The following is a 25,765-nucleotide window of genomic DNA, read 5'->3' as shown; positions in this document are numbered from 1 at the left end:
GCGCAGTACCTGTGGGAGCTGGCTTGCCGGCGATCAGGCCGGGACAGGCAACACAGATCAGCAAACCTGTCTGCTATGATGCCCGCCTTTTCTTACGCATGTGTTATCCCGACGAACATGAGCAAACGCGAACCTGCCATCTATAAAGTGATCTTCCTCAACCAGGGGCAGGTCTTCGAGATGTATGCCAAGCAGATCTACCAGAGCGACCTGTGGGGGTTCCTGGAAATCGAGGAGTTCGTGTTCGGCGAGCGTTCGCAGCTGGTGGTGGACCCGAGCGAGGAGAAGCTCAAGAGCCAGTTCGATGGGGTGATCCGCAGTTTCGTGCCGATGCACTCGATCGTGCGCATAGACGAGGTGGAGCGCCTGGGTACGGCGAAGATCAGCGAAGCCAAGGGCGGCGGCAACGTGATGCCGTTCCCCATGCCGATGCCGGAAAAGTAACCCTCAGGGGAGTGGCGAGAACGGCGTGCGCCCTTCGGCGTTCTGCAGTTCCAGCAGGTACTTGCGGAAGATCTGGCCAAGCACCTGGGTGGCATGCTCCAGCTCGTCGCGGGGCATTTGCTCGGTCACTTCGTCGGCCATGTCCAGCGCATCCTCGGCGCCGTTGACCGCGGCCATCTTCAGCAGGATGTAGGCCTGCACATTGTTGGCCTTGACCCCTTCGCCACGGAAGAACATGGCGCCCAGGCGATACTGGGCCTCGGCATGGCCTTGCAGCGAGGCCTTTTCGAACCAGTTCAGGGCTTTGCCCAGGTTTTTCGGCGTTTGCGTGTAGTAGTACTCGCCCAGTTCGAATTGCGCCTGGGCATCCCCCGCCGTTGCCGTCTGCTCACAAGCCTTGAGGGCGTTTGCCAGGTCTTCAGGCTGGACATTCAAGGTGCAGCGGCCCGTCGCCGGAATCAGCAACGAGTTACCGCCCTCCGCCAGGGCCAGCAGGGGCTGAAGAAGCAACAGGCAGCCCAGGGTCAGGGCGCGGCCGGTGCGGTTCATGGGGATCGACTTACCTCTGCAAAGCTGCGGCCAATGTCTCTGGTGGCACATTATGGGATAAGCAGCGCCAACCTTACAAAGTTTTACTCGATTTTCTGCTTGGTTGGGGAAGTCAGCTGATTGTGCATGGGTATTTGTTGCCTGTGCCGGCCTCTGTGGGAGCGGCCTTGTGTCGCGAAAGGGCTGCGAAGCAGCCCCAGCAATCTGTGCATTACTGCTGAAGTGCTGGGGCCGCTTTGCGGCCCTTTCGCGACACAAGGCCGCTCCCACAAAAGCGCGGTGCTGCGCGCTATTTCAGGGCTGCAAAGGCCTTTTCAGCCGCATCCAGGGTGATCTGCAGCTCCTTGTCGCCATGGGCGATGGAGGTAAAGCCGGCCTCGAACGCGCTCGGCGCCAGGTACACGCCACCATCGAGCATCAGGTGGAAGAAGCGCTTGAAGCGCTCGGCATCGCTGGCCATCACGTCTTCGAAGGTGACGATGTCGTCGGCGCCGCTGAAGTACAGGCCGAACATGGCACCGGCCTGGGTGGTGACGAACGGCACGCCAGCGGCATCGGCGCGCTGTTGCAGGCCGTCGAGCATGCGGCTGGTGTAGTCGGTCAGCTCGGCGTGGAAGCCCGGGCGGCTGATCAGCTTCAGGGTGGTCAGGCCGGCGGCCATGGCCAGCGGGTTACCCGATAGGGTACCGGCCTGGTAGACCGGGCCGAGCGGGGCGATGCAGCCCATGATTTCACGCTTGCCGCCGAAGCAGCCGACCGGCATGCCGCCGCCGACGATCTTGCCGAAGGTCGACAGGTCCGGCTTGATGCCGTAGTGGCCCTGGGCGCCGCCGAGCGAAACGCGGAAACCGGTCATCACTTCGTCGAAGATCAACACCACGCCGTGCTTGTCGCACTGCTCGCGCAGGCCTTCGAGGAAGCCTGGCGCCGGCGGTACGCAGTTCATGTTGCCGGCTACCGGCTCGACGATGATGCAGGCTACGGTCTGGCCGACTTCGGCCAGGGTTTTCTCGACGGCGGCTATGTCGTTGAACGGCAGGGTCAGGGTGTGCTTGGCGAAGTCCGCCGGCACGCCCGCCGAGCTTGGCACGCCCTGGGTCAGCAGGCCGGAGCCGGCTTTTACCAGCAGGCTGTCGGAGTGGCCGTGGTAGCAGCCTTCGAACTTGATGATGGCGTCACGGCCGGTGTAGCCACGGGCCAGGCGGATGGCGCTCATGGTGGCTTCGGTGCCCGAGCTGACCATGCGCACCATCTCCATGGATGGCACCAGCGAGCAGACCAGGTCGGCCATCTCGGTTTCCATGGCGGTCGGGGCGCCATAGGACAGGCCGTGCTCCAGCTGCCTGCGTACCGAGTCCAGTACCTCCGGGTGGCCGTGGCCGAGGATCATCGGGCCCCAGGAGCCGACGTAGTCGACGTAGCGCTTGTCATCCTCGTCAACGACGTAGGCGCCTTCGGCATGCTTGAAGAACAGCGGCGTGCCGCCAACGCTCTTGAAAGCGCGGACCGGTGAGTTGACGCCACCGGGGATGTGCTTCTGGGCTTGGGCGAACAGGGCTTCGGAACGGGACATGGGGGTTCTCTCGAATCAGGATGCGAACAAGGCGTTGAAGGCGCGAGCGCGGCGGGTGACTTCCTGCGCGCTGTCGGCACCGAACAGGCCGTGGATCACCGCCAGCAGGTCGGCGCCATGGGCGACCAGCGGGGCGGCGTTGTCGAGGGTAATGCCGCCGATCACCGTGATCGGCAGTTTCACCTGGGCGCGGGCCTGCTCCAGCAGTTCGATGTTGGCAGCGGGTGCACCCGGCTTGGTGACGGAATTGAAGAAGCGGCCAAAGGCCACGTAGCTGGCGCCTTCGCTGGCAGCCTGCGCGGCCAGCTCGAGGCTGGCGTGGCAGGTGGAACCGATGATCGCCTGGCGGCCGAGCAATGCGCGGGCCGGGGTCAGCGGGCCGTCGGTCTGGCCCAGGTGCACGCCGACGCCCAGGCGCGCGGCCAGTTCGGCGTCGTCGTTGATGATCAGCTGAGTGCCGTAGCGCTCGCAGAGCTGCATAAGCCCTTCAGCTTCGCGCAGGCGGCGTGCCGCGTCGTCACTTTTGTCGCGGTACTGCAGCAGGCATACGCCGCCTTCGAGTGCCGCCTCGACATGGGACAGGAAACGGCCAGCGAGCAGCTGGCTGTCGGTGATGGCGTACAGACCGCGTAGCTTCATTGGAGGCCTCGTGTCAGGAGCAGAAATCCAGCGGCAGGCGGCGCGGCACGAACTGGCCCTTGCCCAGCTGTTCGGCGTCACGCAGGGTGCGCCAGGTGTAGTCCAGGGCGCTGCGGACGGCGCTTTCCAGCTGCTCGCCAAGGGCCAGGCGGCCGGCCAGGGCACTGGCCAGGGTGCAGCCCGAACCGTGGTAGCTGCCCGGCAGGCGCTGGCAGGTCCAGGTGTGGTGCTGGCCGTCGCGGCTGTACAGGCGGTTGTGAATTTCGTCTTCGTCGCCGTGACCGCCGGTAATCAGCAGGTGTCTACAGAACGGCAACAGTTTCTCGGCACACTCGTCGGCAGTGCCTTCGGGCAGTTCGGCAAGGATGCGGGCTTCGGGCAGGTTCGGCGTGGCGATGGTCGCCAGCGGCAGCAGGCGTTCGCGCAGGGCGTAGCCCACTTCGTCCTTGCCCAGGCGGCCACCACCACCGGCACGCAGCACTGGGTCGCAGACCAGTGGCAGGTGCGGGTGGGCGGCCAGCAGTTCGGCGACGGTGTCGACCATTTCGATCGAACCGAGCATGCCGAGCTTGACGGCGGCCACCGTAGAGTCGGCCAGCACGGCGTTGGCCTGGGCCAGCACCCACTCGCGGTCGAGCACGCGGAAGTCGGAAACGTTGACGGTATCCTGCACGGTCAGGGCGGTCACTGCGGGTGCGGCGTGACAGCCTTGGGCGATCAGGGCTTCGATATCTGCCTGCAGGCCGGCGCCGCCACTGGGGTCGTGGCCGGAGAGACAGAGGACAACGGGGCGGGAGCTGTAGATATTCATGGTCGGCGAGCTTACCACCAATCCTGTTTGGGCGGATCGTCCTACAAATGAGTTTTGTTGATCATAAGGTCAGATTTTTGCCGGTTGAATTTCTGAAAGTATTGATTTAGAGCCTTTTCTTTGTGATTGGATATGGTCGATTGCCAGCTTGCGAAGCTATGCTAGAGTGCTCGGATAACTCTACAAACGGGTTCTGCCGGATCGTGTCGTCTCAAACGGATGGGAGGCAACCGCGACTCGACTGGACAGGCCATGCTGGGGCTGTATGCGCTATTTGCTGATTGTGCTTCTGGGCTTGCTGCCCGTGCTGGCCGGGGCAGTCGATTTCGACGCAGCTACCCGGCATCTTCCGCTGGGCAAGGCCATGCAGGTTTATGAAGACCCTGATGGCAGTGCCAGCATCACCCAGGTCAGTGCCCCTGATTTCGCCAAGCATTTTCGCCCCCACCACAAAGACGTGTTGAACGCCGGTTATTCCACCTCGGTGTTCTGGCTCAAGGTCGAACTGCGCCCTGTCGCCGCGCCTGACGCCGCCCCACGGCAATGGCTGCTGGAGTTGGCCTACCCGCCGCTGGATCACCTCGAGCTCTACCTGCCCGACGGCAGCGGCAGTTACCGCCTGGCCCGGCGCACCGGCGACGCCTTGCCCTACCACAGCCGTCAAATACTGCAGAACAACTATCTGTTCGAACTGCAGCTGCAGCCTGGCCAGGTGACCACCGCCTACCTGCGCCTGCACAGCCAGGGCTCGGTGCAGGCGCCGCTGGCGCTTTGGTCTGCCCAGGCCTACATGGAGGAGCAGCCCACGCGCCTGTATGTGCTGGGGATGATCTACGGCGTGTTGCTGGTGATGCTGGTGTACAACCTGTTCATCTACCTCAGCGTGCGCGACGTCAGCTACCTCTACTACATCCTCTATATCGCCTCGTTCGGCTTTTACCAGGTGTCGGTTAATGGCGCCGGTGTGGCCTACTTCTGGCCGGACAGCCCGTGGTGGGCAAATGCCTCGACGCCATTGTTCATCGGTTCCGCAGGCCTGTTCGGTTGCCAGTTCGCCCGGCATTTCCTGCAACTTGGCAGCATCAGCCGTGCTTTCGATCGGCTGCTGCAGTTGCTGATGCTGGGTGGCGCGCTGGTCATGGTGCTGGCGGTGACCATGCGCTACGGTGTCGCTTTGCGCATGGCCACGGTGCTGGCGTTGCTGTTTACCGTGAGCATCTTCGCTGCCGGGCTGTATGCCTGGTGGCGTGGCTTGCGCGTGGCACGCTGGTTCATCATCGCCTGGACTGCGTTCCTGCTCGGTGGGCTGGTCAACACCCTGATGGTGTTGGGCTACCTGCCGAACGTGTTCATCACCATGTATGCCAGCCAGCTGGGGTCGGCGCTCGAGGTTGCCTTGCTGTCGCTGGCGCTGGCTGACCGCATCAACAGCCTGCGCGAGCAGCAGGCGCAGGCCTTGCGTGAAACCGGGCGCACGCTGGAGCAACTGAACCTGCAACTGGCCAGGAGCAACCGGCTGAAAGACGAATTCCTGGCCAGCGTTACCCATGAGCTGCGCACGCCGATGAATGGCGTTATCGGCTCGCTGGAGCTGATGCATACCCTGCCGATGGAGGCCGAGATGGCCCAGTACCACCGCACGGCGGTGGGCTCGGCCCAGGGCATGATGGATATGGTCGATGCCATACTTACCCTCTCCGAACTACAGGCCGGCCGTCTGCGCGCGCAGCCGGCGCCATTCAGCCTGCGTGACCTGCTGCAGGGCGTACGTGCCGGTTATGCCGGGCAGGCTTTGGGCAAAGGCTTGTACCTGAGCCTGGACATCCCGGCCGATGTGCCGGACGGGTTGCAGGGCGATGCTCAGAAGCTGGCCCGCTGCCTGGGGTGCCTGGTGGACAACGGTTTGAAGTTCACCCACCAGGGCGGGGTGATGATCCAGGTGCGCGGGCGCCGGGTGGGGCCGGACGACCTGGCGCTGACCTTCATGGTCAGCGACAGCGGTATCGGCTTCGATGATCTCGATCAGGCGACCCTGTACCAGCGCTTCTTCCAGGTCGATGGCTCGATGACCCGGCGTTATGGCGGGCTGGGGATTGGTTTGTCGATTTGTCGGCAGATGGGGGAGTTGCTGGGGGCGAAGTTGTCGCATGAATCGACGCGGGGGTTGGGCAGCCGCTTCGAGTTGAGTTTGAACATGGCTATTGCGCAGGTGCAGATGAGCCCGCACATACTGCAGGCGCGGCAGTCGCTGTGAAGGCATGGCATTTGGTTGTGGCAAACACCTCTCAGCCCCGCTGCATCCTCAACATATGCGCCCCCCACCACATGTTTAGTCATTAATGTCACTTTGACTGACCCACGGGGAGTGCTTCACTGGGGCTCTCAAGCTACCCGGATCCAGGAGCCCCCGATGAACCTGCACCAGTACGCTGAAACCCACGAAGTCACCAACCAGCCACCGCCCCTCGACGGTGCCAACCTGTACCGTCTCGACCTTCCGCTACAGGAATGGTCGCGGCGTTTCGGTGCGGGTTGGGCCGAATCGCGGATCGATGCCTACGGGGCACTGGCCGGCGGCCCGCTGATGCAGGCGGGCTTTCTGGCCAATGCGCACAAGCCGGAGTTCAGTAGCCACGACCGCTACGGCCATCGCATCGACCTGGTCGAGTTCCACCCCGCCTACCACGAACTGATGCGCACCGCCGTCGAGCACGGCCTGCCGTCGCTGCCATGGGCCGAACCCCGCCCAGGCGCCCATGTGGCACGGGCTTCGATGACCTATCTGCACAGCCAGGCCGAGGCCGGTACCGGCTGCCCGCTGACCATGACCTTCGCCGCCGTGCCAGCGCTGCGGCTGCAACCCGAACTGGCCGAATACTGGCTGCCGAAAATCCTCGCCTGCGAGTACGACCCGCGTAACGTCGGCGACCGTCACAAGGCCGGAGTCACCCTGGGCATGGCCATGACCGAGAAGCAGGGCGGCACCGATGTACGGGCCAACACCACCCGGGCTTATCCAGTCGGCGCCGCAGGCCCGGGCCAGGCCTACGAACTGGTTGGGCACAAGTGGTTCTGCTCGGCGCCGATGTGCGATGCCTTCCTGACCCTGGCCCAGACCGAAAAAGGCCTGAGCTGCTTCCTGCTGCCGCGTCACCGCCCGGATGACAGCCGTAACCAGTTCTATATCCAGCGCCTGAAGAACAAGCTGGGCAACAGTTCCAACGCCTCCAGCGAGGTGGAATTCCGCGGTGCCCTGGCTTGGATGGTCGGGGAAGAAGGGCGGGGCGTGCCGACCATCATCGAAATGGTGGCCATGACGCGCTTCGACTGCATGGTCGGCTCCAGCGCCCTGATGCGCCAGGCGCTGACCCAGGCGACCCACCATTGCGCGCACCGCAAGGTCGGCGGGCGGCTGCTGAGCGAGCAGCCGTTGATGCAGAACGTGCTGGCCGACCTGGCGTTGGAAAGCGAGGCCGCGCTGGCCCTGAGCCTGCGCATGGGGCAGGCGCTGGAGCAGCTGGAAGACCCGCAGCAGGCGCATTTCGCCCGGCTGGTCACGGCGGTGGGCAAGTACTGGATCTGCAAGCGCGCCCCGGCCATGATCAACGAGGCCGCCGAGTGCCTGGGCGGGGCGGGTTATGTGGAAGACAGCATCCTGCCACGGCTGTACCGCGAAGCGCCGGTCAACTCCACCTGGGAAGGCTCGGGCAATGTGCAGTGCCTGGACGTGCTGCGGGCCTTGTCCAAGGAGCCGGGGGTGCTCGATGCGCTGTTTGCCGAGCTGGGCGATGGGCACGGGGACCCGCGCCTGGCGGCGCACATCGGCAACCTCAAGGGGGCGTTTGCCGACACTGGCGACATGCAGTACCGCGCGCGGCAGCTGACCGAGGATATTGCCCTGGCGCTGCAGGCCAAACTATTGCTGGAGGCGGGCAATGCGGTGGTCAGTGATGCGTTTATCGACAGCCGCTTGACGGGGGGCGGGCGCGTGTACGGGGCGTTGCCGCGGGGTGTGGATGTGGAGGCATTGGTGGCCAGGGCTACGCCAACACAGGACCTGTAGGAGCGGCCTTGTGTCGCGATAGGGCTGCGAAGCAGCCCCAGGGGATCAGCGCAGATGCACAAATTGCCGGGGCTGCTTTGCAGCCCTATCGCGACACAAGGCCGCTCCTACAGGGACCAGCGCAGGCCTGCTGATTAACACCGATCAATGGGGGTGTATTTAGCCAAGAAGGCAGGCAAGATGGTTCACATGCATGTCCAGACAGGAAGCACAGTGTGAGCCAAGCTTTTGTAGTCGTTGATACCCCCGAACAGGCCGTCGACCGTCTGGCGGCCCTGCATGACCAGGCCACCGGGGCCCTTAGCCAGGCCCTCAAGCGTTACCTGAAGGACCGTACCGAGCCGGGCGCCGAAGAGCGCGACCTGTTCCGCTACCCGGCGCTGCGCCTGACCTATTACAGCCATGGTGAAGTCGCCGCTACCACGCGGGCCTACGCCAAGGTCCAGGTGGCCGGTACCTACAGCGTCACCATCACCCAGCCGGCTGCTTTCCGTGGCTACCTGCTGGAGCAACTGCGCCCGCTGATGCACGACTACACCGTCACGGTAGAGGTCGGCGTCAGTGAACAGAACATCCCTTACCCCTACGTGGTCGACCAGGGCGACGAACTGGCCGGCAGCGGCATCACCGCCGCGCAGCTGGCGCGGGTGTTCCCCAGCACCGACCTGTCGGCTGCGACCGACAACATCGCCGACGGCCTGTATGACTGGGGCAGTGCCGAGACTCTGCCGCTGGCGCTGTTCGATGCCGCGCGGGTCGACTTCTCGCTGCGCCGTCTGGTGCACTACACCGGCAGCGACTGGCGCCATGTGCAGCCATGGATCCTGTTGACCAACTATCACCGCTATGTCGACCAGTTCATCAGCCACGGCCTCGACCAGTTGCGTGACGACCCACGCTTCGTGCGCATGGTGCTGCCGGGCAACGTGGTGATCGAAAAGGGCATGGACCACGGTGAAACCCAGGCCCTGGTGGCAAGCGTGGTCTGGCACCGCTACCAGATGCCGGCGTACCACCTGATCGCCGCTGATGGCGACGGCGTCACGCTGGTCAACATCGGCGTCGGCCCGTCCAATGCCAAGAACATCACCGACCACCTGGCCGTGCTGCGCCCGCACTGCTGGCTGATGATCGGCCACTGCGGCGGCCTGCGGCAGTCGCAGACCATCGGCGATTATGTGCTGGCACACGCCTACATGCGCCGTGACGGCATTCTTGACCGGGTGGTGCCGCCGAACATCCCGATTCCGGCCCTGGCCGAAGTGCAGCTGGCCTTGCAGGAAGCCGCCGCGCAGGTCACCGGCGAGCGTGGCGAACAGCTGAAGAAGCGCCTGCGCACCGGCACCGTGCTGACCTACGACGACCGCAACTGGGAGCTGCGCTGGGCCCAGGAGCGGCCGCTGATCAACCTCTCGCGTGCCGTGGCGGTGGACATGGAAAGCGGTACCATTGCCGCCCAGGGTTACCGCTTGCGCGTGCCGTACGGCACCTTGCTGTGTGTGTCCGACAAACCGCTGCACAGCGAGATCAAGCTGCCGGGTTCGGCCAACGCCTTCTATAACCGGGCGGTCAGCCAGCATCTGAAGATCGGCATTGCCGCCCTCGACTTGCTGCGCACCGAGCTCAACTCGCTGCACTCGCGTAAACTGCGCAGTTTCGATGAGCCGCCGTTCCGCTGAGGATCCATGTCACTGCCACCCCGTTCCAAGCCGCGCCGCCCCCAGGCGCGGCCTGCCGCCGGCCCGCGTCGCCAGCCCAAGGCGCCACCGGCCGAGCCGCGCCTGATCCTGTTCAACAAACCGTTCGACGTGCTGACCCAGTTCAGCGACGGCGACGGGCGCGCGACGCTCAAGGACTACATCGACATCCCCGGCGTGTACCCGGCCGGGCGGCTGGACCGCGACAGTGAAGGCCTGTTGCTGCTGACCAACGATGGCGGCCTGCAGGCGCGCATTGCCGACCCGAAGCACAAGCTGGCCAAGACTTACTGGGTTCAGGTGGAGGGGGAGCCGAGCGAGGAGCAGTTGCAGCGCTTGCGCGATGGCGTGGAACTGAACGATGGGCCGACCTTGCCGGCCGAGGCGCGGCACCTGGACGAGCCCGAGCTGTGGCCGCGCAACCCGCCGGTGCGTTTTCGCAAGAGCGTGCCGACCAGCTGGCTGGAGCTGGTTATTCGCGAAGGGCGTAACCGCCAGGTGCGGCGGATGACGGCGGCGGTGGGGTTGCCGACCTTGCGCCTGGTGCGGGTGCGGATTGGCGACTGGGCGCTGGATGGGTTGGAACAGGGCTGCTGGCGCGAAGTCCCGGCGAAGTTGCAGCGCTAGCGGGGGCCGCTTTGCTGCCCATCGCGACACAAGGCCGCTCCTACAGGTGCAGCGCGAACTCAGGCATTGTGCGATCCCTGTAGGAGCGGCCTTGTGTCGCGAAAGGAGCGCAAAGCGCTCCCGGCTTTCTTGAGCCTTACACCCCTTCGAGAAACCCCACCACCACGCTCTTGATGATAAAGGCCAACACCCCCAGCCCCAGTACGAAGAACAGGATCAGCGTCCCGAACCGCCCGGCCTTGGACTTTTTCGCCAGGTCCCAGACGATGAAACCCATGAAACCGATCAACACGGTGACCAGGATGATCATCATCCACTCTTCGAATACGGCGGGATCCATCGGTGTTCTCCAGGCGGGTTGAGCGTCCGATTATACGCCTGCTGGCGCAGGCAATTAACGCAGGTGGGTCAAGGGCAGCTCGGTGCTGGCCAGCACCTGGTTCAGCACGAAGCTCGAACGCACGCTGGTGACGCCTTCAATGCGGGTCAGGCTGCCTAGCAGCAGTTTCTGGTAGTGGTCCATGTCGGGCACCACCACCTTCAGCTGGTAGTCGGCATCCATGCCGGTGACCAGGCTGCATTCGAGCACCTGTGGCAGGTTGCGGATGGCCGCCTCGAAGGTTTCGAAACGTTCCGGGGTGTGGCGGTCCATGCCGATCAGCACGTAGGCAGTCAGGCTCAGGCCCAGCTTCTTGCGGTCGAGCAGGGCTACCTGGCGCGAGATGTAGCCATCGTCCTCCAGTTGCTTGACCCGACGAGAGCATGGCGAAGGCGACAGGCCGATGCGTTCGGCCAGTTCCTGGTTGGAAATGCGCGCATCGCGCTGCAATTCGGCGAGGATACTCAGGTCGTAGCGGTCAAGTTTGCTCATGGGTTATGCCTTTTCTGTTCAGATTGCGATGAATTATCAATCCAGGGTGAAAAATTGCGCAAGTGCTATTTATCTGAGCAATCTTCGCAATCATCTGTCGCAACCTGTCCGGTATCTTTATCCACAGAATCACTGCCCGGACATCAGTCCACGGCGACGCGCCCTAGGCGGGCGGTCGCGGCCAGCCATCCAACAGGATCTGCAGGCCCCCGGGCTACATACCTTCCAGAAGACGGTGTGAGGTGAGCCGGCGCCACAAGTGCCGAGCACGGACGACAATTCCTGAAGGGAGGCCCTGTGGCCTCCCTTTTTTCATGTCCGGAATTTAATTGGCGTGCGTGACAGGCGCGGTAGACTGGCTGTGGTTGCCGTATTTTCTACCGAGAGGAACAGCATGAAGTCGCGCATCTGGCAGTTGGCAGGTGTTGGTGTGTTGGGGTTGAGCATCAGCCTTGGGGCCATGGCCGAAGGGCCGGGCGAGGGGGCGCCGGGCCGCTCGCTCAATTCGCGTGACGAAGTGCAGCAGACCCAGCCGCCACGACAGGGCTATTACCAGGATATTCCCCGCCGTCATGGCGATAACCGCCATGGGGAAGCCGGTGGCCCGGGGCAACGGCCCGGCGGTGACTGGCAAGGGCGCCCGGATGGTCATGGCAATGGCTGGGGGCCGGGGCCGCAGTATCGCCCGGGGCACACCATCGATCATTTCCCGGACCGCTACTGGAAAGTGCCCTACCGTGGCGATGACTACTTCTACTCCGGTGGTTACTGGTATCGCCCCCATGGTGGCCGTTATGTCGTGGTGAGCCCGCCCTACGGCGTGCGGGTCGACTACCTGCCGCCTTATGCGCGGGAAGTCTGGTTGGGCGGGGCGCTGTTCTTCCTGGTGGCCGATACCTATTACCAGTACCTGGCCGACAGCCGCGAGTACGTGGTGGTCAACCCGCCGGTTGCGGCGCCGGCACCTGTAGGCGGTGGGTATGACGTGGTGGCCTACCCGATGTATGGGCAAGGGCAGGAGCAGCAGGACCAGGACCGTTACCAGTGCCACCGCTGGGCGGTGAGCCAGTCAGGCTTCGACCCGGCGACGGCGGCTTACGCGCCGCCGGCCAATGTGGCGGACAACTACCGGCGGGCGCTGGGCGCTTGTTTCAGCGGCCGAGGCTACAGCATCAACTGAGCCAGATGTGCTGCCTGTCCCGGCCCTATCGCCGGCAAGCCAGCTCCCACAGGAACTGCACCGGCCTGAAGCCATGTGTAGTGCCTGTTGGAACTGCCTGTCCCGGCCCTATCGCTGGCAAGCCAGCTCCCACTGGTATTGCGCATGCCTTCAGGCCGGTGCGGTTCTTGTGGGAGCTGGCTTGCCGGCGATAGGGCCCTTGCAGGTTCACACCGGATCCGCGTGCACCATCACATCCGCCTGTGGATAACGCTGGCGGATCACCTTCGAGGCCTCCACGCACAAGGCATGCGCCTCATGCAGCGGCAACTGCCCCGGCATCTCCAGATGCAACTGCACGAACCACTGGTTGCCCGACACCCGTGTACGCAGGTCGTGCACGCCTTTGACCCCGGGAATGGCCAGCACCAGCGCAGCCATGGCCTCGCCGACATCGCCGGGCAGTTCCTGATCCATCAGGATGGCCGTGCTTTCCCGAGCGATCTGCAGCGCGCTCCAAAGGATATAGACAGCGATGCCCAGGCCGAACAGCGCATCCAGTTGCGGCCAGCCAAAGCGTGCCAGCAGCAGGGCCAGCAGGATGCTTCCGTTGAGCAGCAGGTCCGAGCGGTAGTGCAGGGAGTCGGCCCGCACCGCCGTGGAGCCGGTCAGGCGGATGACCTTGTGTTGCAGTGCCAGCAGGGCAAGGGTCAGCACCAGCGACAGCAGCATTACCCCGATACCGACGGCGGTATCGCCCAAGGGTTGCGGGGTGTGCAGGCGTTCAACCGCCTGCACCCCGATCAGCACCGCACTGACCCCGATGAACAGCGCCTGCGCCATACCGGCCAGGGCTTCGGCCTTGCCATGGCCGAATCGGTGGTCGTCGTCGGCCGGGCGCAGGGCATAGTGCACGGCGAGCAGGTTGAGGAACGACGCAACGGCATCCAGTGCCGAGTCGGTCAGCCCGGCCAGCAGGCTGACCGAGCCGCTCAGCCACCAGGCCAGCGCCTTGCTCAGGACCAGGATACTGGCCACCGCCAGCGATGCGCGCGTGGCCAGGCGTAGCAGGCGCTGGTGTTCAGCCGAGGTGGTCATCATCCGTGGGCAGTGTCCTTGTGCTTCAGGCTGCCGGCACCAGGCCCAGGCTGGCCAACTGCTCGATGCTGCCGCGATGCTGGATCAGCCGTGGGTCGTTCAGCGGCAGGCGCTGGCCCAGTTCGCTTTCCAGAATGGCCTGCAACTTCAGGTTGTCGACCTTGCCATCGGGGCTCACGGCCTCGCGCAGTTTGACCGGGTCGACCTGGGCGGATCGCCCGCCCGAGTAATAGATGGCGCCCGTGGCAAAGTCGATACCGAAGGCGATCAGCCCCGGGATCACGTAGAACAGGATGCCGATCGCATCCATTGCGGCAACCACTGGGTCGATCTTGCCGCCGATCTGGCCGCGCCGTTCCGGGTAGAGAATGGTGCCGCAGGCGGTCAGTTGGGTCAGCAAGGTGACGATGAGGGCGCCACCGATGACGCGGGTTGGGATGCGCATGTAAATCTCCGAAAAGGTATCCAGCAGGGCAAGCGAAGCGCCTGCACCTGAAGCTAAGACCATGATAGAGCAGGCTGGGTTCGCCGTTATACTCGCGGGACTGTTCGAGGACCACCATGATTTCATTACCGATCGATGCTGTCTTGCCCGCCCTGCGCCAGGCCCTGGAAAACCGTGACGAAGCGGTGCTCGAGGCGCCACCTGGCGCGGGCAAGACCACCCGCGTGCCGCTGGCGCTGCTCAACGAGCCGTGGCTGGCCGGGCAGAGCATTCTCATGCTCGAGCCCCGCCGCCTGGCAGCGCGGGCTGCGGCCGAGCGCCTGGCCAGCGAGCTGGGCGAAAAGGTCGGCGAGACCGTGGGCTATCGCATCCGCCTGGACAGCAAGGTCGGGCCGAAAACCCGCATCGAGGTAGTGACCGAAGGCATCCTCACCCGCCGCCTGCAGGCCGACCCGGCGCTGGAGGGTGTGGGGCTGGTGATTTTCGACGAATTTCACGAGCGCAGCCTTGATGCCGACCTAGCCCTGGCATTGAGCCTGAATGGCCGGGAGTTGCTGCGGGACGACCCGCCGCTGAAGGTTTTGCTGATGTCCGCGACCTTGGAGGGCGAGCGCCTTTCGCGGCTGCTGAATGATGCCCCGGTGGTGAGCAGCGAAGGCCGCATGTACCCCGTCGACATCCGTTGGGGGCGGCCTTTCCAGCCGGGTGAGTTCATCGAGCCTCGGGTAGTGGACAGCGTGTTGCAGGCACTGGCTGACCAGACCGGCAGTTTGCTGGTATTCCTGCCGGGTCAGGCCGAGATCCGCCGGGTGCACCAGAGCCTGCAGGAAGCGTTGGGCGAGCGTCCCGAGGTCCTGCTCTGCCCGCTGCATGGCGAGCTCGATCTCGACGCCCAACGTGCGGCCATCGACCCGGCGCCCAAGGGCCTGCGCAAGGTGGTGCTGGCCACCAACATTGCCGAGACCAGCCTGACCATCGACGGCGTGCGCGTGGTGATCGACGCAGGCCTGGCCCGGGTACCGCGTTTCGACCCCGGCAGCGGCATGACCCGCCTGGACACCCAGCGCATCTCCCGCGCCAGTGCTACCCAGCGCGCCGGTCGCGCCGGCCGCCTGGAACCCGGCGTATGTTATCGCCTTTGGTCCGAGGCCCAACATGACCAGCTGGCCGCCCACGGCAGCGCCGAGATCATGCAGGCCGACCTGGCCGGCCTGGCCCTGCAACTGGCACGCTGGGGCGTTACGCCCGAGCAGTTGCGCTGGCTCGACCAGCCCCCCACTGCAGCCTTCACCCAGGCCCAGGACCTGCTGGCACGGCTCAATGCCTTCAAGCCCGGCAGCCGTGACAACCTCAGCGAACACGGCCTGGCCATGGCCGAGCTGCCCGCGCATCCACGTATTGCGCATTTGCTGTTGCGCGGCCAGGACCTGGGCCTGGCACAGATGGCCTGTGATGTGGCTGCGCTGCTGGGCGAGCGGGATATCCAGCGCGGCGGTGGCGCCGACTTGCACAGCCGGCTGGCGCTGGTCAGTGGCGAGAGCAGGACCGCCCGTGGCAGCCACGGTGGTGTGCAGCGTGCGCGCCAATTGTCCCGCCAGTACCGTGGCATGCTGCGTGGCAAACCAGGCGTGCCGGTTGCGGACCCCGATCACCCGCGCTGGCTGGGCGCGCTGCTGGCGCTGGCCTACCCCGACCGCGTCGCCCAGCAGCGCCGCGAGGGCGGTGCGGAATACCGGCTGGCCAACGGCCGGGCGGCGCTGTTTGCCGAAGTCGATGCACTGATGAAGTGCCCGTGGCTGGTGATCGCCGACCTGGGTAGCCGCCAGGGCCAGCGCGAAGAACGCATCTATCTGGCCGCCGAGTTCGATCCGGCGCTGTTCGAGGGCGTGCTGGCCGAGCAGGTCGAGCGGGTCGATATCCTCGATTGGGACGAACGCGAGCAGGTGTTGCGCGCAGAACGTCAGGTCAAAGTCGGCGAGCTGGTGCTCAGCCGCGAACCGCTGCCCGGCCTGGATGACGAAGCGCGGGCTCGCGCACTGCTTGGGCTGGTCCGGCGCAAAGGCCTGAACCTGCTGACCTGGACCCCCGAGCTGCGGCAATGGCAGGCGCGCGTGGCCTTGCTGCGTCAACTGGACCTGGCCAAAGACGGCCACAGCGAATGGCCCGACCTGGCTGACGAGGCCTTGCTCGCCAGCCTGGAAGACTGGTTGCAGCCCTACCTGGGCAAGGTGTCGCGCCTCAGCCATTTCGCCGCACTGGACTTACCGTCGATGCTGCGCAACCTGTTGCCCTGGCCGCTGCCGCAGCGCCTGGAGGAGCAGGCCCCCGCGCACCTGGCGGTACCGTCCGGCTCGAACATCCGCCTGGACTACAGCGAAAACCCGCCGATCCTCGCGGTGCGCCTGCAAGAGCTGTTCGGCCTGGCCGAAACTCCACGCATCGCCAATGGCCGCCAGCAGGTCAAGTTGCACCTGCTGTCACCGGCACGCCGCCCGGTGCAGGTGACCCAGGACCTGGCCAACTTCTGGCGTACGACCTACGCCGAGGTGAAGAAAGATCTGAAGGGGCGTTATCCGAAGCATTACTGGCCGGATGATCCGCTTGTGGCCGAAGCCACCGCTCGGGCCAAGCCTCGAGGGACGTGACAACAGCGTTTCCCGGTCAAGCGATGAGCCTGGGCATCACGTCCCGGCTTCGCCTTCCAGCAACATGAACAGGCGATACAGCACCAAGGTGCTGAACAACTGCAGGAAGCCGCTGAGGCTGTCCATGGCCAGCTCCATGCCGGGCGATGGCTCGGGGAAGGCCATCAGCAGCAGGCCGTCGATCAGCCAGATCGGCGCCAGCACACCTACGACACAGATCATGATGCGCATGAAGTGGCCGGTGGTCATGCTTGCGCTGTCGCGCATCGACTGCACCACCGGCCGGCCGCGAAGTACCAGCAGGTACTCGGCGAACACAAGGTTGATCATGATCCACACGCCCGGAAAGATGAACAGCGCCAGGCCGGCCATGATCAGCAGCGAGCTGATCAGGATCAGCAGGGCCAGCTGCGGCCACAGTTGCACGGCGCGGGCGAACAGGTCGCGCTTGGCGATTTCCTGGCCGTTGCTGCGGGTGTCGAGGTACAGGATCAGCGCGGCGCTGTACAGCGGGTAGAACAGCAGGCTGATCAGCATGCCGTAGGCCGGCGATGCCTGGTCGCCCATCTGCCGGTACAGCAGCTGGGTGAGCAAGGCTTCCAGCACCACCAGCGGCAGGCACAGCTGGAGGATGCTCGGCAGGTGGCGGCGGAAGAAGTACAGGGAGTCGCGCAGGACGCTCAGCGGATTCATCAGTCTACATCGCATGGCAGTAAAAACAGGGGCATAACTTTAGCCCAAAGCAGGCCTGGGGCTGTCACTTGCTGAAAAAAGTTTCACGCCGCCGGTGATTGAATCCCACGCCTGTACGCCCCATCTTTGACGCTGTCCGTTGTCCGCTACCCCACGAGGTCGCCCCATGAATACTGAAGAACAAACCCTGATCGACGGCCTGTTCGGCCGCCTCAAGCAAGCCGAGGACCCGAGCCAGCCACGCGATGCGCAGGCCCAGGCATGCATCGAGGCGCATGTGCGTCAGCAGCCGGCGGCGCCTTATTACATGGCCCAGGCGATCCTGGTGCAGGAGGCAGCGATCAAGCGCCTCGACGAGCAGAACAAGCAACTGGAAGCCGAACTGAAGCAGGCCCGTGCCCAGGCCGAGGCCGCCCGTGCCGGCAGCGCGCCGAGCAATGGCGGTGGTGGTTTCTTGTCCAGCATCTTTGGTTCGTCTGGGCGCAATGCGGCCCCGGCCGTGCAACCGCAGCGTCCCGCTGCAGCCCCCGTGGCATCTGGCGGTGGCTGGCGTGAGCCGTCGGCGCCGGGCTTCTCCCAGCCACAAGCGCAGCAGCCTGGCTTTGGCGCTGCGCCGGCCCGCAGTGGTGCCAGCAGCTTCCTCGGCGGCGCGATGCAGACTGCGGCCGGTGTGGCGGGTGGTGTGTTGCTGGCGCAGGGCATCAGCAGCCTGTTCAACCACAACTCGCAGCCGGAGGAGGTGGTAGAGGTGATCAAGGAAGAGCCGGCGCCGGCCAGCGACAGCGGTGGCTGGAACGACTCGGGGGCGCAGCAGCAGGTGGCTGACAACAGTGGTTGGGGCAGCGACCAGGGTGGTTATGCCGACAGCGATTATGGCAGCGATGATGGCGGGTTCTTCTCGGACGACGATTCGTACGTCTGACAGGTCTGGCATACTGCTGGCAATTTTGGGGGCGCTTTGCGCCCCTTTCGCGACACAAGGCCGCTCCTACAAGGGTACGCGAACCCCTGTAGGAGCGGCCTTGTGTCGCGAAAGGGCTGCAATGCAGCCCCCAGCATTCCAGGCCGACCAAGGGGTTCCAAGGTGAAAAAGATCGCGCTGTTCGCCGATGTGCAGAACCTCTACTACACCGTGCGCCAGGCCCACGGCTGCCATTTCAACTACACCGCCCTGTGGGCCGATGTCAGCAGCGAAGGTCAGATCGTCGAGGCCGTGGCCTATGCCATCGACCGTGGCGACAGCAAACAGCAACAGTTCCAGCAGATCCTGCGCAACCTCGGTTTCGATGTGCGCCTCAAACCCTTCATCCAGCGCAGCGATGGCTCGGCCAAAGGTGACTGGGATGTGGGTATTACCCTGGATGTGATCGACGCCGCCAGCCGCGTCGACCAAGTGGTACTGGCCTCCGGCGATGGCGATTTCGACCTGCTGCTGGAGCGGGTGATACAGCGCCATGGCACCGAGGCAGTGGTGTATGGTGTGCCCGGGCTTACCGCACTGTCGCTGATCCGTGCCGCCACCCGTTATGTGCCCATCGAGGGTGCGCTGTTGCTCAAACACTGAGGCCCCTGCATGGAACGTATCGCTGTCATCGACTTTGAAACCACCGGCATCAGCCCCGGCGCCGGCTGCCGCGCCACCGAGGTGGCGGTGGTGATGCTGGAGGGCGGGCGCATCGTCGAGCGCTACCAGAGCCTGATGAACGCGGGTGTGCCGGTACCGGCATTCGTCGCCGGGCTCACTGGTATCACCACCGCCATGCTGCGCAGTGCGCCGCCGGTGGACAAGGTGATGAACGAAGTGGCCGAGTTCGTTGGTGGCACCCCGTTGCTGGCACACAATGCCGCCTTCGACCAGAAGTTCTGGGACTACGAACTGGGCCGCATCGGCCGTAGCCGCAGCCAGGCCTTCGCCTGCTCCTTGCTGCTGTCACGGCGCCTGTTGCCGGCGGCACCGAACCACAAACTGGGCACCCTGACCCGCTGGGCCGGGCTGCCGGATACCGGTACCGCGCACCGGGCCATGGCCGATGCCGAAATGGCCGCCAACCTGCTGCAACACCTGGCTGGTGTGCTGCGCCAGGGCCATGGTGTACAGCAACTCTCGCACGACCTGCTCTGCCGCCTGCAGAAAACCCCGGCCGCCAAGGTTCGTGAAACCCTGGCCAGGTTCTGTTAGGGCTTCTTCTCCAGTTGCGCCAGCGGCACCCGCCGCTCCACAGCGCTGGAGAGAATGATCGAGGTCTTGCTGAAGCCGAACTGCGCGACCCGGTTGATCAGCTCTTCAAGCTCCGGCATCGAACCCACCGCTGCCTGCATGATGACGCAGGGGTCGCCGGTTACCCGGTGGCATTCGGTCAATTGGGGGATCTGGGTCAACGCTTCGTAGGCCTGCTGGTTGCCGTGGCTGGCCAGGCGCAGTTCGATCACGCACTGGATCGGCAGGCCGATCTTGCTCATGTCGACCTTGGCCTGGTAGCCGGTGATAACCCCGCTGGCCTCGAGCTTGGCCACCCGCTCGGCCACCGCCGGCGCCGACAGGTTCACCTGGCGCGCCAGTTGCGCGAAGGTGGCGCGGCCATTGTCGAGCAGGGCGGCGAGCAGCATGCGGTCGTACTTGTCCATGGGTTATTCCTGCCTGGTTTCGATTCGATTGAAAAGCATCCGAATAACCATGCAATGCAAAGTGTTCGGGTAATTTAAAGCTGTTTTGTAACTTAAGTTTACACGGTGGCCTTTCTAAACTAAGCCACCCGTAAACGGATTTCGAGTGTTTCCCATGCCTGCCTCCCGTCGCTTCCCGTTGTTGCTCATTGGCGCTTTCCTGGCTTTGTACCTGGTCTGGGGCTCCACCTACCTGTTCATTCGCATAGGCGTCGAGAGCTGGCCACCGATGCTCATGGCCGGGGTGCGCTTCCTGATTGCCGGGGGCCTGCTGTATGGCTTCTTGCGCTGGCGCGGTGTGCCGGCACCGACCTGGCCGCAGTGGCGGGCTGCGGGGGCGATCGGTTTCCTGCTGCTCAGCTGTGGTAACGGTGGCGTGACCGTGGCCGAGCATGCCGGTGTGGCCTCGGGCGTCGCTGCGCTGGCGGTGGCGACGGTGCCGCTGTTCACGTTGCTGTTCGGCCTGCTGTTCGGGCACCGCAATTCGAAGCTGGAGTGGGCGGGGATCGCCCTCGGGTTGGTGGGTATCGGCCTGCTGAACCTGGGCTCCAACCTTCAGGCAAGCCCGATTGGCGCGGCGCTGATCATCTTTGCGGCGGCGTCGTGGGCGTTCGGCTCGGTGTGGAGCAAGACCTTGCCGCTGCCCCAGGGGCCCATGGCCAGCGCCGCGGAAATGCTCGTTGGTGGCGCTGTGCTGCTGCTCGGCAGCGCGCTGTCTGGCGAGCGCATGACGCAGATGCCGACCGCTGCCGGCTGGGGGGCACTGGCCTACCTGGTGTTGTTCGGTTCGATCCTGGCGTTCAGTGCCTACATGTACCTGCTCAAGCACGTGCGCCCGGCAGCTGCCACCAGCTATGCCTACGTCAACCCGGCAGTGGCCGTGCTGCTGGGTATCGTCTTTGCCGGTGAGCAGATTGGTGCCGAAGAGTGTGTGGCCATGGCGGTGATCATCGGCGCGGTGGTGCTGATCGGCCTGCCGCAGTGGCGCAAGGCACCTGAGCCGGCGCAGCCATTGAAAGGCGAAATCTGCAAGTAGGCAGGGGTGATGCGGTAAACTTGCCGCCTTCGCTGAACCCCCTGACGGTATTGCCATGAATTTCGCCAAACTCGGCCTGATCGAACCGCTGCTGCGCACCCTGCAGCAACTGGACTACACCACCCCGACCCCGGTGCAGGCCAAGGCCATCCCCGCCGTGCTGGCCGGCCGCGACCTGATGGCCGCGGCCCAGACCGGCACCGGCAAGACCGCGGGCTTTGCCCTGCCTGTGCTGCAGCGCCTGGCGCTGGAAGGCGAAAAGGTGGCCAGCAACTCGATCCGCGCGCTGGTGCTGGTGCCCACTCGTGAGCTGGCCGAGCAGGTGCACAACAACGTGCGCGAGTACGCCGAGAACCTGCCGCTGAGCACCTACGCGGTGTATGGCGGGGTCAGCATCAACCCGCAGATGATGCGCCTGCGCCGTGGCGTCGACCTGCTGGTGGCCACCCCGGGGCGCTTGCTCGACCTGTTCCGGCAGAACGCCGTGAAGTTCAACCAGGTGCAGACCCTGGTGCTGGACGAAGCCGACCGCATGCTCGACCTGGGCTTTGCCGAAGAGCTGCAGTCGGTGTACGCCGCGCTGCCACGCAAGCGCCAGACGTTGCTGTTCTCCGCCACTTTTTCCGACCAGATCCGCATGCTGGCGGGGCTGGCCCTGAACGACCCGCTGAGCATCGAAGTCAGCCCGCGCAATGCCACGGCCACCAGCGTCAAGCAGTGGCTGGTGCCTGTGGATAAAAAACGCAAGGTCGACCTGTTCTGCCACCTGCTGCGCAAGCAGCGCTGGAAGCAGGTGCTGGTGTTCGCCAAGACCCGTAATGGCGTCGATCAACTGGTGGAGCGCTTGCTGGCCGAGGGTGTGAATGCCGACGGTATCCACGGTGACCGCCCGCAGGCCACTCGCCAGCGCGCGCTGGACAGCTTCAAGGCCCGCGAAATCCAGGTGCTGGTGGCGACCGATGTGGCGGCCCGCGGCCTGGATATCGATGACTTGCCGCTGGTGGTCAACCTTGACCTGCCGATCGTTGCCGAGGATTACGTGCACCGCATCGGGCGTACCGGGCGGGCGGGCAACAAGGGCGAGGCTATCTCGCTGGTGTGTGCCGATGAAGTGCAGCTGCTGGCGGCGATCGAAGTGCTGACGCGGCAGACCCTGCCGCGTCATGAAGAGCCGGACTTCATCCCTGACCACCGGGTGCCGATGACCGACGCCAGTGGCCAGGTGATCAAGAAGCCGAAGAAGCCCAAGAAGCCCAAGGAAAACAGCGCCAAGCGCGGGTTGGGGCGCTGGATGGACAGTGCTGAATCAGGCAGTGCGGAGCCGGCGGTGAAGGCGGTGCGCAAGGTGCCGAGCTTCAATGGTGGGGCGCGCAAGCGTAAGCCGTAGATTTGAAGTGTACGCGGTCTCTGTGGGAGCGGGTTTACCCGCGAAGAATGCGACTCGGTGCATGGCACGGGCTTCGCCCGTGTTCGCGGGTAAACCCGCTCCCACAGGGGACAGTGTCAACCTTTGGATTTGAGCCAATCCGCCGCCGCCCGCCCGGCGCGCAAGCCGCTGGCAAAGCACGCTGTCAGCAGATACCCCCCAGTCGGCGCCTCCCAGTCCAGCATCTCGCCTGCACAGAACACCCCCGGCATCCCCTTGACCATCAAGCCTTCATCCAGCCCCTCGAAACGCACCCCACCCGCGCTGCTGATCGCTTCATCCAGCGGCCGCGTGCGTACCAGTGTTATCGGCAAGGCCTTGATCGCTTTCGCCAAGGCATCAGGGTTGGCAAAGGTCGCTTGATCGGTCAGCTCGCGCAGCAGCGCAGCCTTGACCCCATCGATACCCAGCTGGCTGTGCAGGTGCTTGGCCATGGAGCGCGAACCCCGTGGTTTGGCCAGCGCCTGGGCAATCTTGTCCACAGGCTTGTCCGGCAACAGGTCGAGCAGCAACACCCCGTGGCCCTCACGGTTGATGGCCTCGCGCACCGGCGCTGACCATGCATACACCAGGCTGCCTTCCACACCCTGCGCGGTGAGGATGAACTCGCCCTTGCGCGGCACGCTGCCAGGAACGCTAAGGGCAATGTTCTTCAACGGCGCACCGGCGAACTTGTCCTTGAGCAGCGCGCTCCAGCCTGCCACTTCAAAACCGCAGTTGCTGGGCTGCAAGGGTGAGATATCCACAGCCCGTTCGGCCAGCAGCGGCTGCCAGCTACCGTCCGAGCCCAGTCGCGCCCAGCTGCCGCCACCCAGCGCCAGCACCACCACGGCAGCCTTCACCAGCCGCTCGCCTTGTGGATAAGCAACCCGCAATGCACCTTCGGCATTCCAGCCCAGCCAGCGGTGACGGGTGTGGATAACTACTCCGTTGTCGCGCAGGCGCTTGAGCCAGGCGCGCAGCAGTGGCGCGGCTTTCATGTCGGTGGGGAACACCCGGCCCGAGGTGCCGACGAAGGTTTCGATGCCCAGGCCGTGAATCCACTGGCGCAAGGCGTCGGCATCGAAGTCGTGCAGCAGCGCGGCGATTTCGCCCTGGCGCTCGGCATACCGGCTGACGAACGCCGGATAGGGCTCGGAATGGGTGATGTTCATGCCACCGACACCCGCCAGCAGGAACTTGCGACCCACCGAAGGCATGGCATCGAACACCTCGACCGCCAGGCCCGCCTGAGCCAGTGCTTCGGCGGCCATCAGGCCGGCTGGGCCGCCGCCAATGACGACTGCGAGGGGAGGGGAGGCGGGGCTCAGATCAGGCATGGTGGGCAGCAGGCTGTGGAAAAGAGGCGCATTCTAGCGCAGCGCGGCCTGTGGAAGCACTGCTCAAAAAATGATCAGAGCTTTGCAGGCCTTGCCTGTAAAGGGCTGCAGCGCCTTTCCCGCAGGTTATCCACAAGCGGTTCCACAGTCATTGTGAACAACCGATGACGCGTGCCGCGCTGTGATGAAGGATGCCATGGCGCCTGGCCAGGGCTGCGCGGTCCTTGCTGTAGCCACCGCCGATCACGCCCACCACCGGGATGTCGCGGCCCAGGCAGTGGCGCAGCACCGCTTCGTCACGGGCGGCAACGCCTGCATCGGTCAGTTGCAGATAGCCCAGGGCGTCGTCCTTGTGCACATCGACCCCGGCGTCGTACAGCACCAGGTCGGGTCGATAGAGTGGCAGCAGGTAGTTGAGGGCGTCGTCCACCACCTTCAGGTAGGCCATGTCGCCCATGCCGCGGGGCAGGGGGATGTCCCAATCGCTTTGCGCCTTGCGCGCCGGGAAGTTCTGTTCGCAGTGCAGCGAGACCGTGATGGCGTCTGGTGTGTCGTGCAGGATGCGCGCGGTGCCGTCACCCTGATGCACATCGCAGTCGAAGATCAGCACCCGGTGTACCCGGCCAGCCTCCAGCAGGTAGCGGCTGATCACGGCCAAGTCGTTGAAGATGCAGAAGCCGGCAGGGTGGTCGTAATGGGCGTGGTGGGTGCCGCCGGCAAGGTGGCAGGCGATGCCGTGCTGCAGCGCCATCTCGGCGCTCAGCAGCGAGCCGCCTACGGCGCGCACGGTACGCTGGGCCAGGGCCTCGCTCCAGGGCAGGCCGAGGCGGCGCTGGTCCTCGCGTGACAGGTCACCGTTCATGTAGCGCTCGATGTAGCTGCGGTCGTGGGCCAGGGCGAGGATGTCGTTGGGGCAGATGTCCGGGCGCAGCAGGGCTTGGTCGGTGGTCAGCCCGCTGTCGATCAAGTGGTCGTGCAGCAGGCGGAACTTGTCCATGGGGAAGCGGTGTTCGGCAGGGAACTCCGGGCTGTAGTCTTCGTGGTAGATCAGCGGCAACGGCATGGGTGGGGTCGCAATCGGGGCCAGTGCTGATCTTGCCATGAGCTTGCTGGCCGATCACGTGTAGGAGCAGCCTTGTGCTGCGAAAGGGCCGGCATGCAGGACAATGTTCTGTGGCGGCTATGGCCTCTTCGCAGCACAAGGCTGCTCCTGCACGGAGTAGCGACAACCTGGACGATTGGCGTGTTATTTCGTGGTACTGGCCAGCACCCGTTGCCAATCCGGCTCGTTCAGGCGGCCGAGGATGCGCGTCTTGCCATTGCCATCCACCGAAACGAACAGCGCACTGGCATAGCCGCTCTCACGCTCACCCCCCGCAACTTTCTGCTGGCGGGCAAAATGGTCGATGCAGCCGTTGTGGGTCACCAGCACCAGGTTATGCCCCGGTCGTTTGTGTGCCAGCGCTTCGCTGGCGAACTGGCTGTCACAGCTTTCCAGCCAGCCCTCACTGGCCACCGCCTGGCCAAGGATGAAATGCGCGGTTTGCCGTGTGCGCAGTTTCGGGCTGCTGAGCATATCGGCGGTGTTAAGGCCCAGCTGGTGCAGCCCTTGGCCAACACGTCCGGCGGCCTGGCTACCGGCCACGGTGATGCCGGTGGGGTCGCCCAGGCACGGGCCGGGGGCGCTGTCGCAGCGCTCGGCGTGGCGGATCATCACGATCACCGCACCGTCGGCCCAGTCCTGCAGCAGGCCGCTGTCACTCAATTGTCGTTCGTTGCCAAGGTCCACGATGTGCGTCCTCGTCGCCAGCCAGGTGCTCAACGCCGCCACGACCATGCACAGGCCAAGGGCGGCACCGAGGGCTTTGCGGGTCAGGCGTCGCTTGCGCCGGGCGTGGATGGCAGGGTGCCCCAGGGTGTTGCTCGATAGCATGCGTTGCTCCGTTGGCATGGTCGCGGCTGGCGCGGCGGTGTTGGCTGGCATCCTGCCAACAGGCCTGTCGGGG

25 protein-coding genes are annotated in these 25,765 nt (G+C 64.8%); 12 read left to right on the top strand and 13 right to left on the bottom strand.

Annotation, left to right across the window (positions count from 1 at the left end):
• Nucleotides 1-117: 117 nt before the first annotated feature.
• On the top strand, nucleotides 118-444 hold the full coding sequence (locus tag GEV38_RS24150; RefSeq protein WP_013974341.1) for a DUF1820 family protein: 327 nt from the start codon (nucleotides 118-120) through the stop codon (nucleotides 442-444).
• A gap of 3 nt (nucleotides 445-447) precedes the next feature.
• Here GEV38_RS24150 and GEV38_RS24145 read toward each other — a convergent pair whose 3' ends face one another.
• The 4 genes from GEV38_RS24145 to GEV38_RS24130 form a co-directional block, all read right to left on the bottom strand.
• Nucleotides 448-993 (bottom strand): tetratricopeptide repeat protein, encoded by a 546-nt coding sequence (locus tag GEV38_RS24145; RefSeq protein ID WP_003257587.1) that lies wholly within the window; start codon nucleotides 991-993, stop codon nucleotides 448-450.
• 289 nt (nucleotides 994-1,282) lie between these two features.
• Complete coding sequence (hemL, locus tag GEV38_RS24140; protein ID WP_013974339.1) at nucleotides 1,283-2,566, bottom strand: glutamate-1-semialdehyde 2,1-aminomutase; 1,284 nt, start codon at nucleotides 2,564-2,566, stop codon at nucleotides 1,283-1,285.
• Between the two features lie 15 nt (nucleotides 2,567-2,581).
• Nucleotides 2,582-3,205: a thiamine phosphate synthase gene (gene thiE, locus GEV38_RS24135; RefSeq protein WP_054573598.1), complete on the bottom strand. Its 624-nt coding sequence runs from the start codon at nucleotides 3,203-3,205 to the stop codon at nucleotides 2,582-2,584.
• Nucleotides 3,206-3,218: 13 nt separating this feature from the next.
• Entirely contained in the window at nucleotides 3,219-4,016 is a 798-nt protein-coding gene (locus GEV38_RS24130) for a hydroxymethylpyrimidine/phosphomethylpyrimidine kinase (protein ID WP_015271931.1), read from the bottom strand.
• 265 nt (nucleotides 4,017-4,281) lie between these two features.
• Between GEV38_RS24130 and GEV38_RS24125 the strand changes: the two genes are divergently transcribed.
• From GEV38_RS24125 to GEV38_RS24110, 4 genes are all read left to right on the top strand, one after another.
• Entirely contained in the window at nucleotides 4,282-6,270 is a 1,989-nt protein-coding gene (locus GEV38_RS24125; protein ID WP_054573599.1) for a hybrid sensor histidine kinase/response regulator, read from the top strand.
• Between the two features lie 156 nt (nucleotides 6,271-6,426).
• Complete coding sequence (locus GEV38_RS24120) at nucleotides 6,427-8,079, top strand: acyl-CoA dehydrogenase family protein (RefSeq protein WP_054573600.1); 1,653 nt, start codon at nucleotides 6,427-6,429, stop codon at nucleotides 8,077-8,079.
• Between the two features lie 215 nt (nucleotides 8,080-8,294).
• A complete protein-coding gene (amn, locus tag GEV38_RS24115; RefSeq protein ID WP_015271928.1) occupies nucleotides 8,295-9,758 on the top strand; it encodes an AMP nucleosidase in 1,464 nt (487 codons plus the stop codon).
• 6 nt (nucleotides 9,759-9,764) lie between these two features.
• Nucleotides 9,765-10,403 carry a pseudouridine synthase gene (locus tag GEV38_RS24110; RefSeq protein WP_015271927.1) on the top strand — a complete coding sequence of 213 codons (639 nt, stop codon included), beginning with the start codon at nucleotides 9,765-9,767 and terminating at the stop codon, nucleotides 10,401-10,403.
• A gap of 136 nt (nucleotides 10,404-10,539) precedes the next feature.
• Here GEV38_RS24110 and GEV38_RS24105 read toward each other — a convergent pair whose 3' ends face one another.
• On the bottom strand, nucleotides 10,540-10,743 hold the full coding sequence (locus GEV38_RS24105) for a DUF2788 domain-containing protein (protein WP_013974331.1): 204 nt from the start codon (nucleotides 10,741-10,743) through the stop codon (nucleotides 10,540-10,542).
• Nucleotides 10,744-10,797: 54 nt separating this feature from the next.
• On the bottom strand, nucleotides 10,798-11,274 hold the full coding sequence (locus GEV38_RS24100; RefSeq protein WP_003249795.1) for an Lrp/AsnC family transcriptional regulator: 477 nt from the start codon (nucleotides 11,272-11,274) through the stop codon (nucleotides 10,798-10,800).
• A 394-nt stretch (nucleotides 11,275-11,668) separates the two neighbouring features.
• Here GEV38_RS24100 and GEV38_RS24095 point away from each other — a divergent pair, with 394 nt between their 5' ends.
• Nucleotides 11,669-12,454, top strand: a complete 786-nt coding sequence (locus GEV38_RS24095; protein ID WP_015271926.1) for a DUF6515 family protein — start codon at nucleotides 11,669-11,671, stop codon at nucleotides 12,452-12,454.
• Between the two features lie 207 nt (nucleotides 12,455-12,661).
• Here GEV38_RS24095 and GEV38_RS24090 read toward each other — a convergent pair whose 3' ends face one another.
• Nucleotides 12,662-13,534 (bottom strand): cation diffusion facilitator family transporter, encoded by an 873-nt coding sequence (locus GEV38_RS24090; protein WP_015271925.1) that lies wholly within the window; start codon nucleotides 13,532-13,534, stop codon nucleotides 12,662-12,664.
• Nucleotides 13,535-13,556: 22 nt separating this feature from the next.
• A complete protein-coding gene (locus GEV38_RS24085; protein WP_013974328.1) occupies nucleotides 13,557-13,976 on the bottom strand; it encodes a hypothetical protein in 420 nt (139 codons plus the stop codon).
• Nucleotides 13,977-14,092: 116 nt separating this feature from the next.
• Between GEV38_RS24085 and hrpB the strand changes: the two genes are divergently transcribed.
• Nucleotides 14,093-16,621: an ATP-dependent helicase HrpB gene (gene hrpB / locus GEV38_RS24080; RefSeq protein WP_054573602.1), complete on the top strand. Its 2,529-nt coding sequence runs from the start codon at nucleotides 14,093-14,095 to the stop codon at nucleotides 16,619-16,621.
• Nucleotides 16,622-16,657: 36 nt separating this feature from the next.
• Here the strand turns inward: hrpB and GEV38_RS24075 are convergent, their stop codons facing one another.
• The gene (locus GEV38_RS24075) at nucleotides 16,658-17,314 is read right to left on the bottom strand and encodes a YciC family protein (RefSeq protein WP_173896041.1); all 657 of its coding nucleotides are present in this window, start codon (nucleotides 17,312-17,314) and stop codon (nucleotides 16,658-16,660) included.
• A 166-nt stretch (nucleotides 17,315-17,480) separates the two neighbouring features.
• Here GEV38_RS24075 and GEV38_RS24070 point away from each other — a divergent pair, with 166 nt between their 5' ends.
• The 3 genes from GEV38_RS24070 (at nucleotide 17,481) to GEV38_RS24060 (ending at nucleotide 19,493) form a co-directional block, all read left to right on the top strand.
• Entirely contained in the window at nucleotides 17,481-18,236 is a 756-nt protein-coding gene (locus tag GEV38_RS24070; RefSeq protein WP_054573604.1) for a DUF2076 domain-containing protein, read from the top strand.
• Nucleotides 18,237-18,398: 162 nt separating this feature from the next.
• Nucleotides 18,399-18,878: an NYN domain-containing protein gene (locus GEV38_RS24065; protein WP_015271920.1), complete on the top strand. Its 480-nt coding sequence runs from the start codon at nucleotides 18,399-18,401 to the stop codon at nucleotides 18,876-18,878.
• Nucleotides 18,879-18,887: 9 nt separating this feature from the next.
• Nucleotides 18,888-19,493 (top strand): PolC-type DNA polymerase III, encoded by a 606-nt coding sequence (locus tag GEV38_RS24060; RefSeq protein ID WP_039613572.1) that lies wholly within the window; start codon nucleotides 18,888-18,890, stop codon nucleotides 19,491-19,493.
• On the opposite strand, the gene GEV38_RS24055 is transcribed toward GEV38_RS24060, so the two are convergent.
• Nucleotides 19,490-19,939 (bottom strand): Lrp/AsnC family transcriptional regulator, encoded by a 450-nt coding sequence (locus GEV38_RS24055; RefSeq protein WP_015271918.1) that lies wholly within the window; start codon nucleotides 19,937-19,939, stop codon nucleotides 19,490-19,492. The genes GEV38_RS24060 and GEV38_RS24055 overlap by 4 nt on opposite strands.
• Before the next feature lie 154 nt (nucleotides 19,940-20,093).
• Between GEV38_RS24055 and yedA the strand changes: the two genes are divergently transcribed.
• Nucleotides 20,094-21,014 (top strand): drug/metabolite exporter YedA, encoded by a 921-nt coding sequence (gene yedA, locus GEV38_RS24050; RefSeq protein ID WP_054573605.1) that lies wholly within the window; start codon nucleotides 20,094-20,096, stop codon nucleotides 21,012-21,014.
• Between the two features lie 55 nt (nucleotides 21,015-21,069).
• Nucleotides 21,070-22,401 carry a DEAD/DEAH box helicase gene (locus GEV38_RS24045; RefSeq protein WP_013974320.1) on the top strand — a complete coding sequence of 444 codons (1,332 nt, stop codon included), beginning with the start codon at nucleotides 21,070-21,072 and terminating at the stop codon, nucleotides 22,399-22,401.
• Between the two features lie 116 nt (nucleotides 22,402-22,517).
• On the opposite strand, the gene GEV38_RS24040 is transcribed toward GEV38_RS24045, so the two are convergent.
• From GEV38_RS24040 to GEV38_RS24030, 3 genes are all read right to left on the bottom strand, one after another.
• Nucleotides 22,518-23,759, bottom strand: a complete 1,242-nt coding sequence (locus GEV38_RS24040) for a TIGR03862 family flavoprotein (protein ID WP_054573606.1) — start codon at nucleotides 23,757-23,759, stop codon at nucleotides 22,518-22,520.
• A 148-nt stretch (nucleotides 23,760-23,907) separates the two neighbouring features.
• A complete protein-coding gene (locus tag GEV38_RS24035) occupies nucleotides 23,908-24,822 on the bottom strand; it encodes a histone deacetylase (RefSeq protein ID WP_054573607.1) in 915 nt (304 codons plus the stop codon).
• A 183-nt stretch (nucleotides 24,823-25,005) separates the two neighbouring features.
• The gene (locus GEV38_RS24030) at nucleotides 25,006-25,692 is read right to left on the bottom strand and encodes an Ais protein (protein ID WP_054573608.1); all 687 of its coding nucleotides are present in this window, start codon (nucleotides 25,690-25,692) and stop codon (nucleotides 25,006-25,008) included.
• Between the last annotated feature and the right edge of the window lie 73 nt (nucleotides 25,693-25,765).

It is taken from the genome of Pseudomonas sp. 13159349 (assembly GCF_013305685.1).
GTDB classification, from domain to species: domain Bacteria; phylum Pseudomonadota; class Gammaproteobacteria; order Pseudomonadales; family Pseudomonadaceae; genus Aquipseudomonas; species Aquipseudomonas asiatica.
The sequence above is the reverse complement of the archived record's forward strand: the minus strand, read 5'-3'. Positions and strand labels throughout refer to the sequence as shown.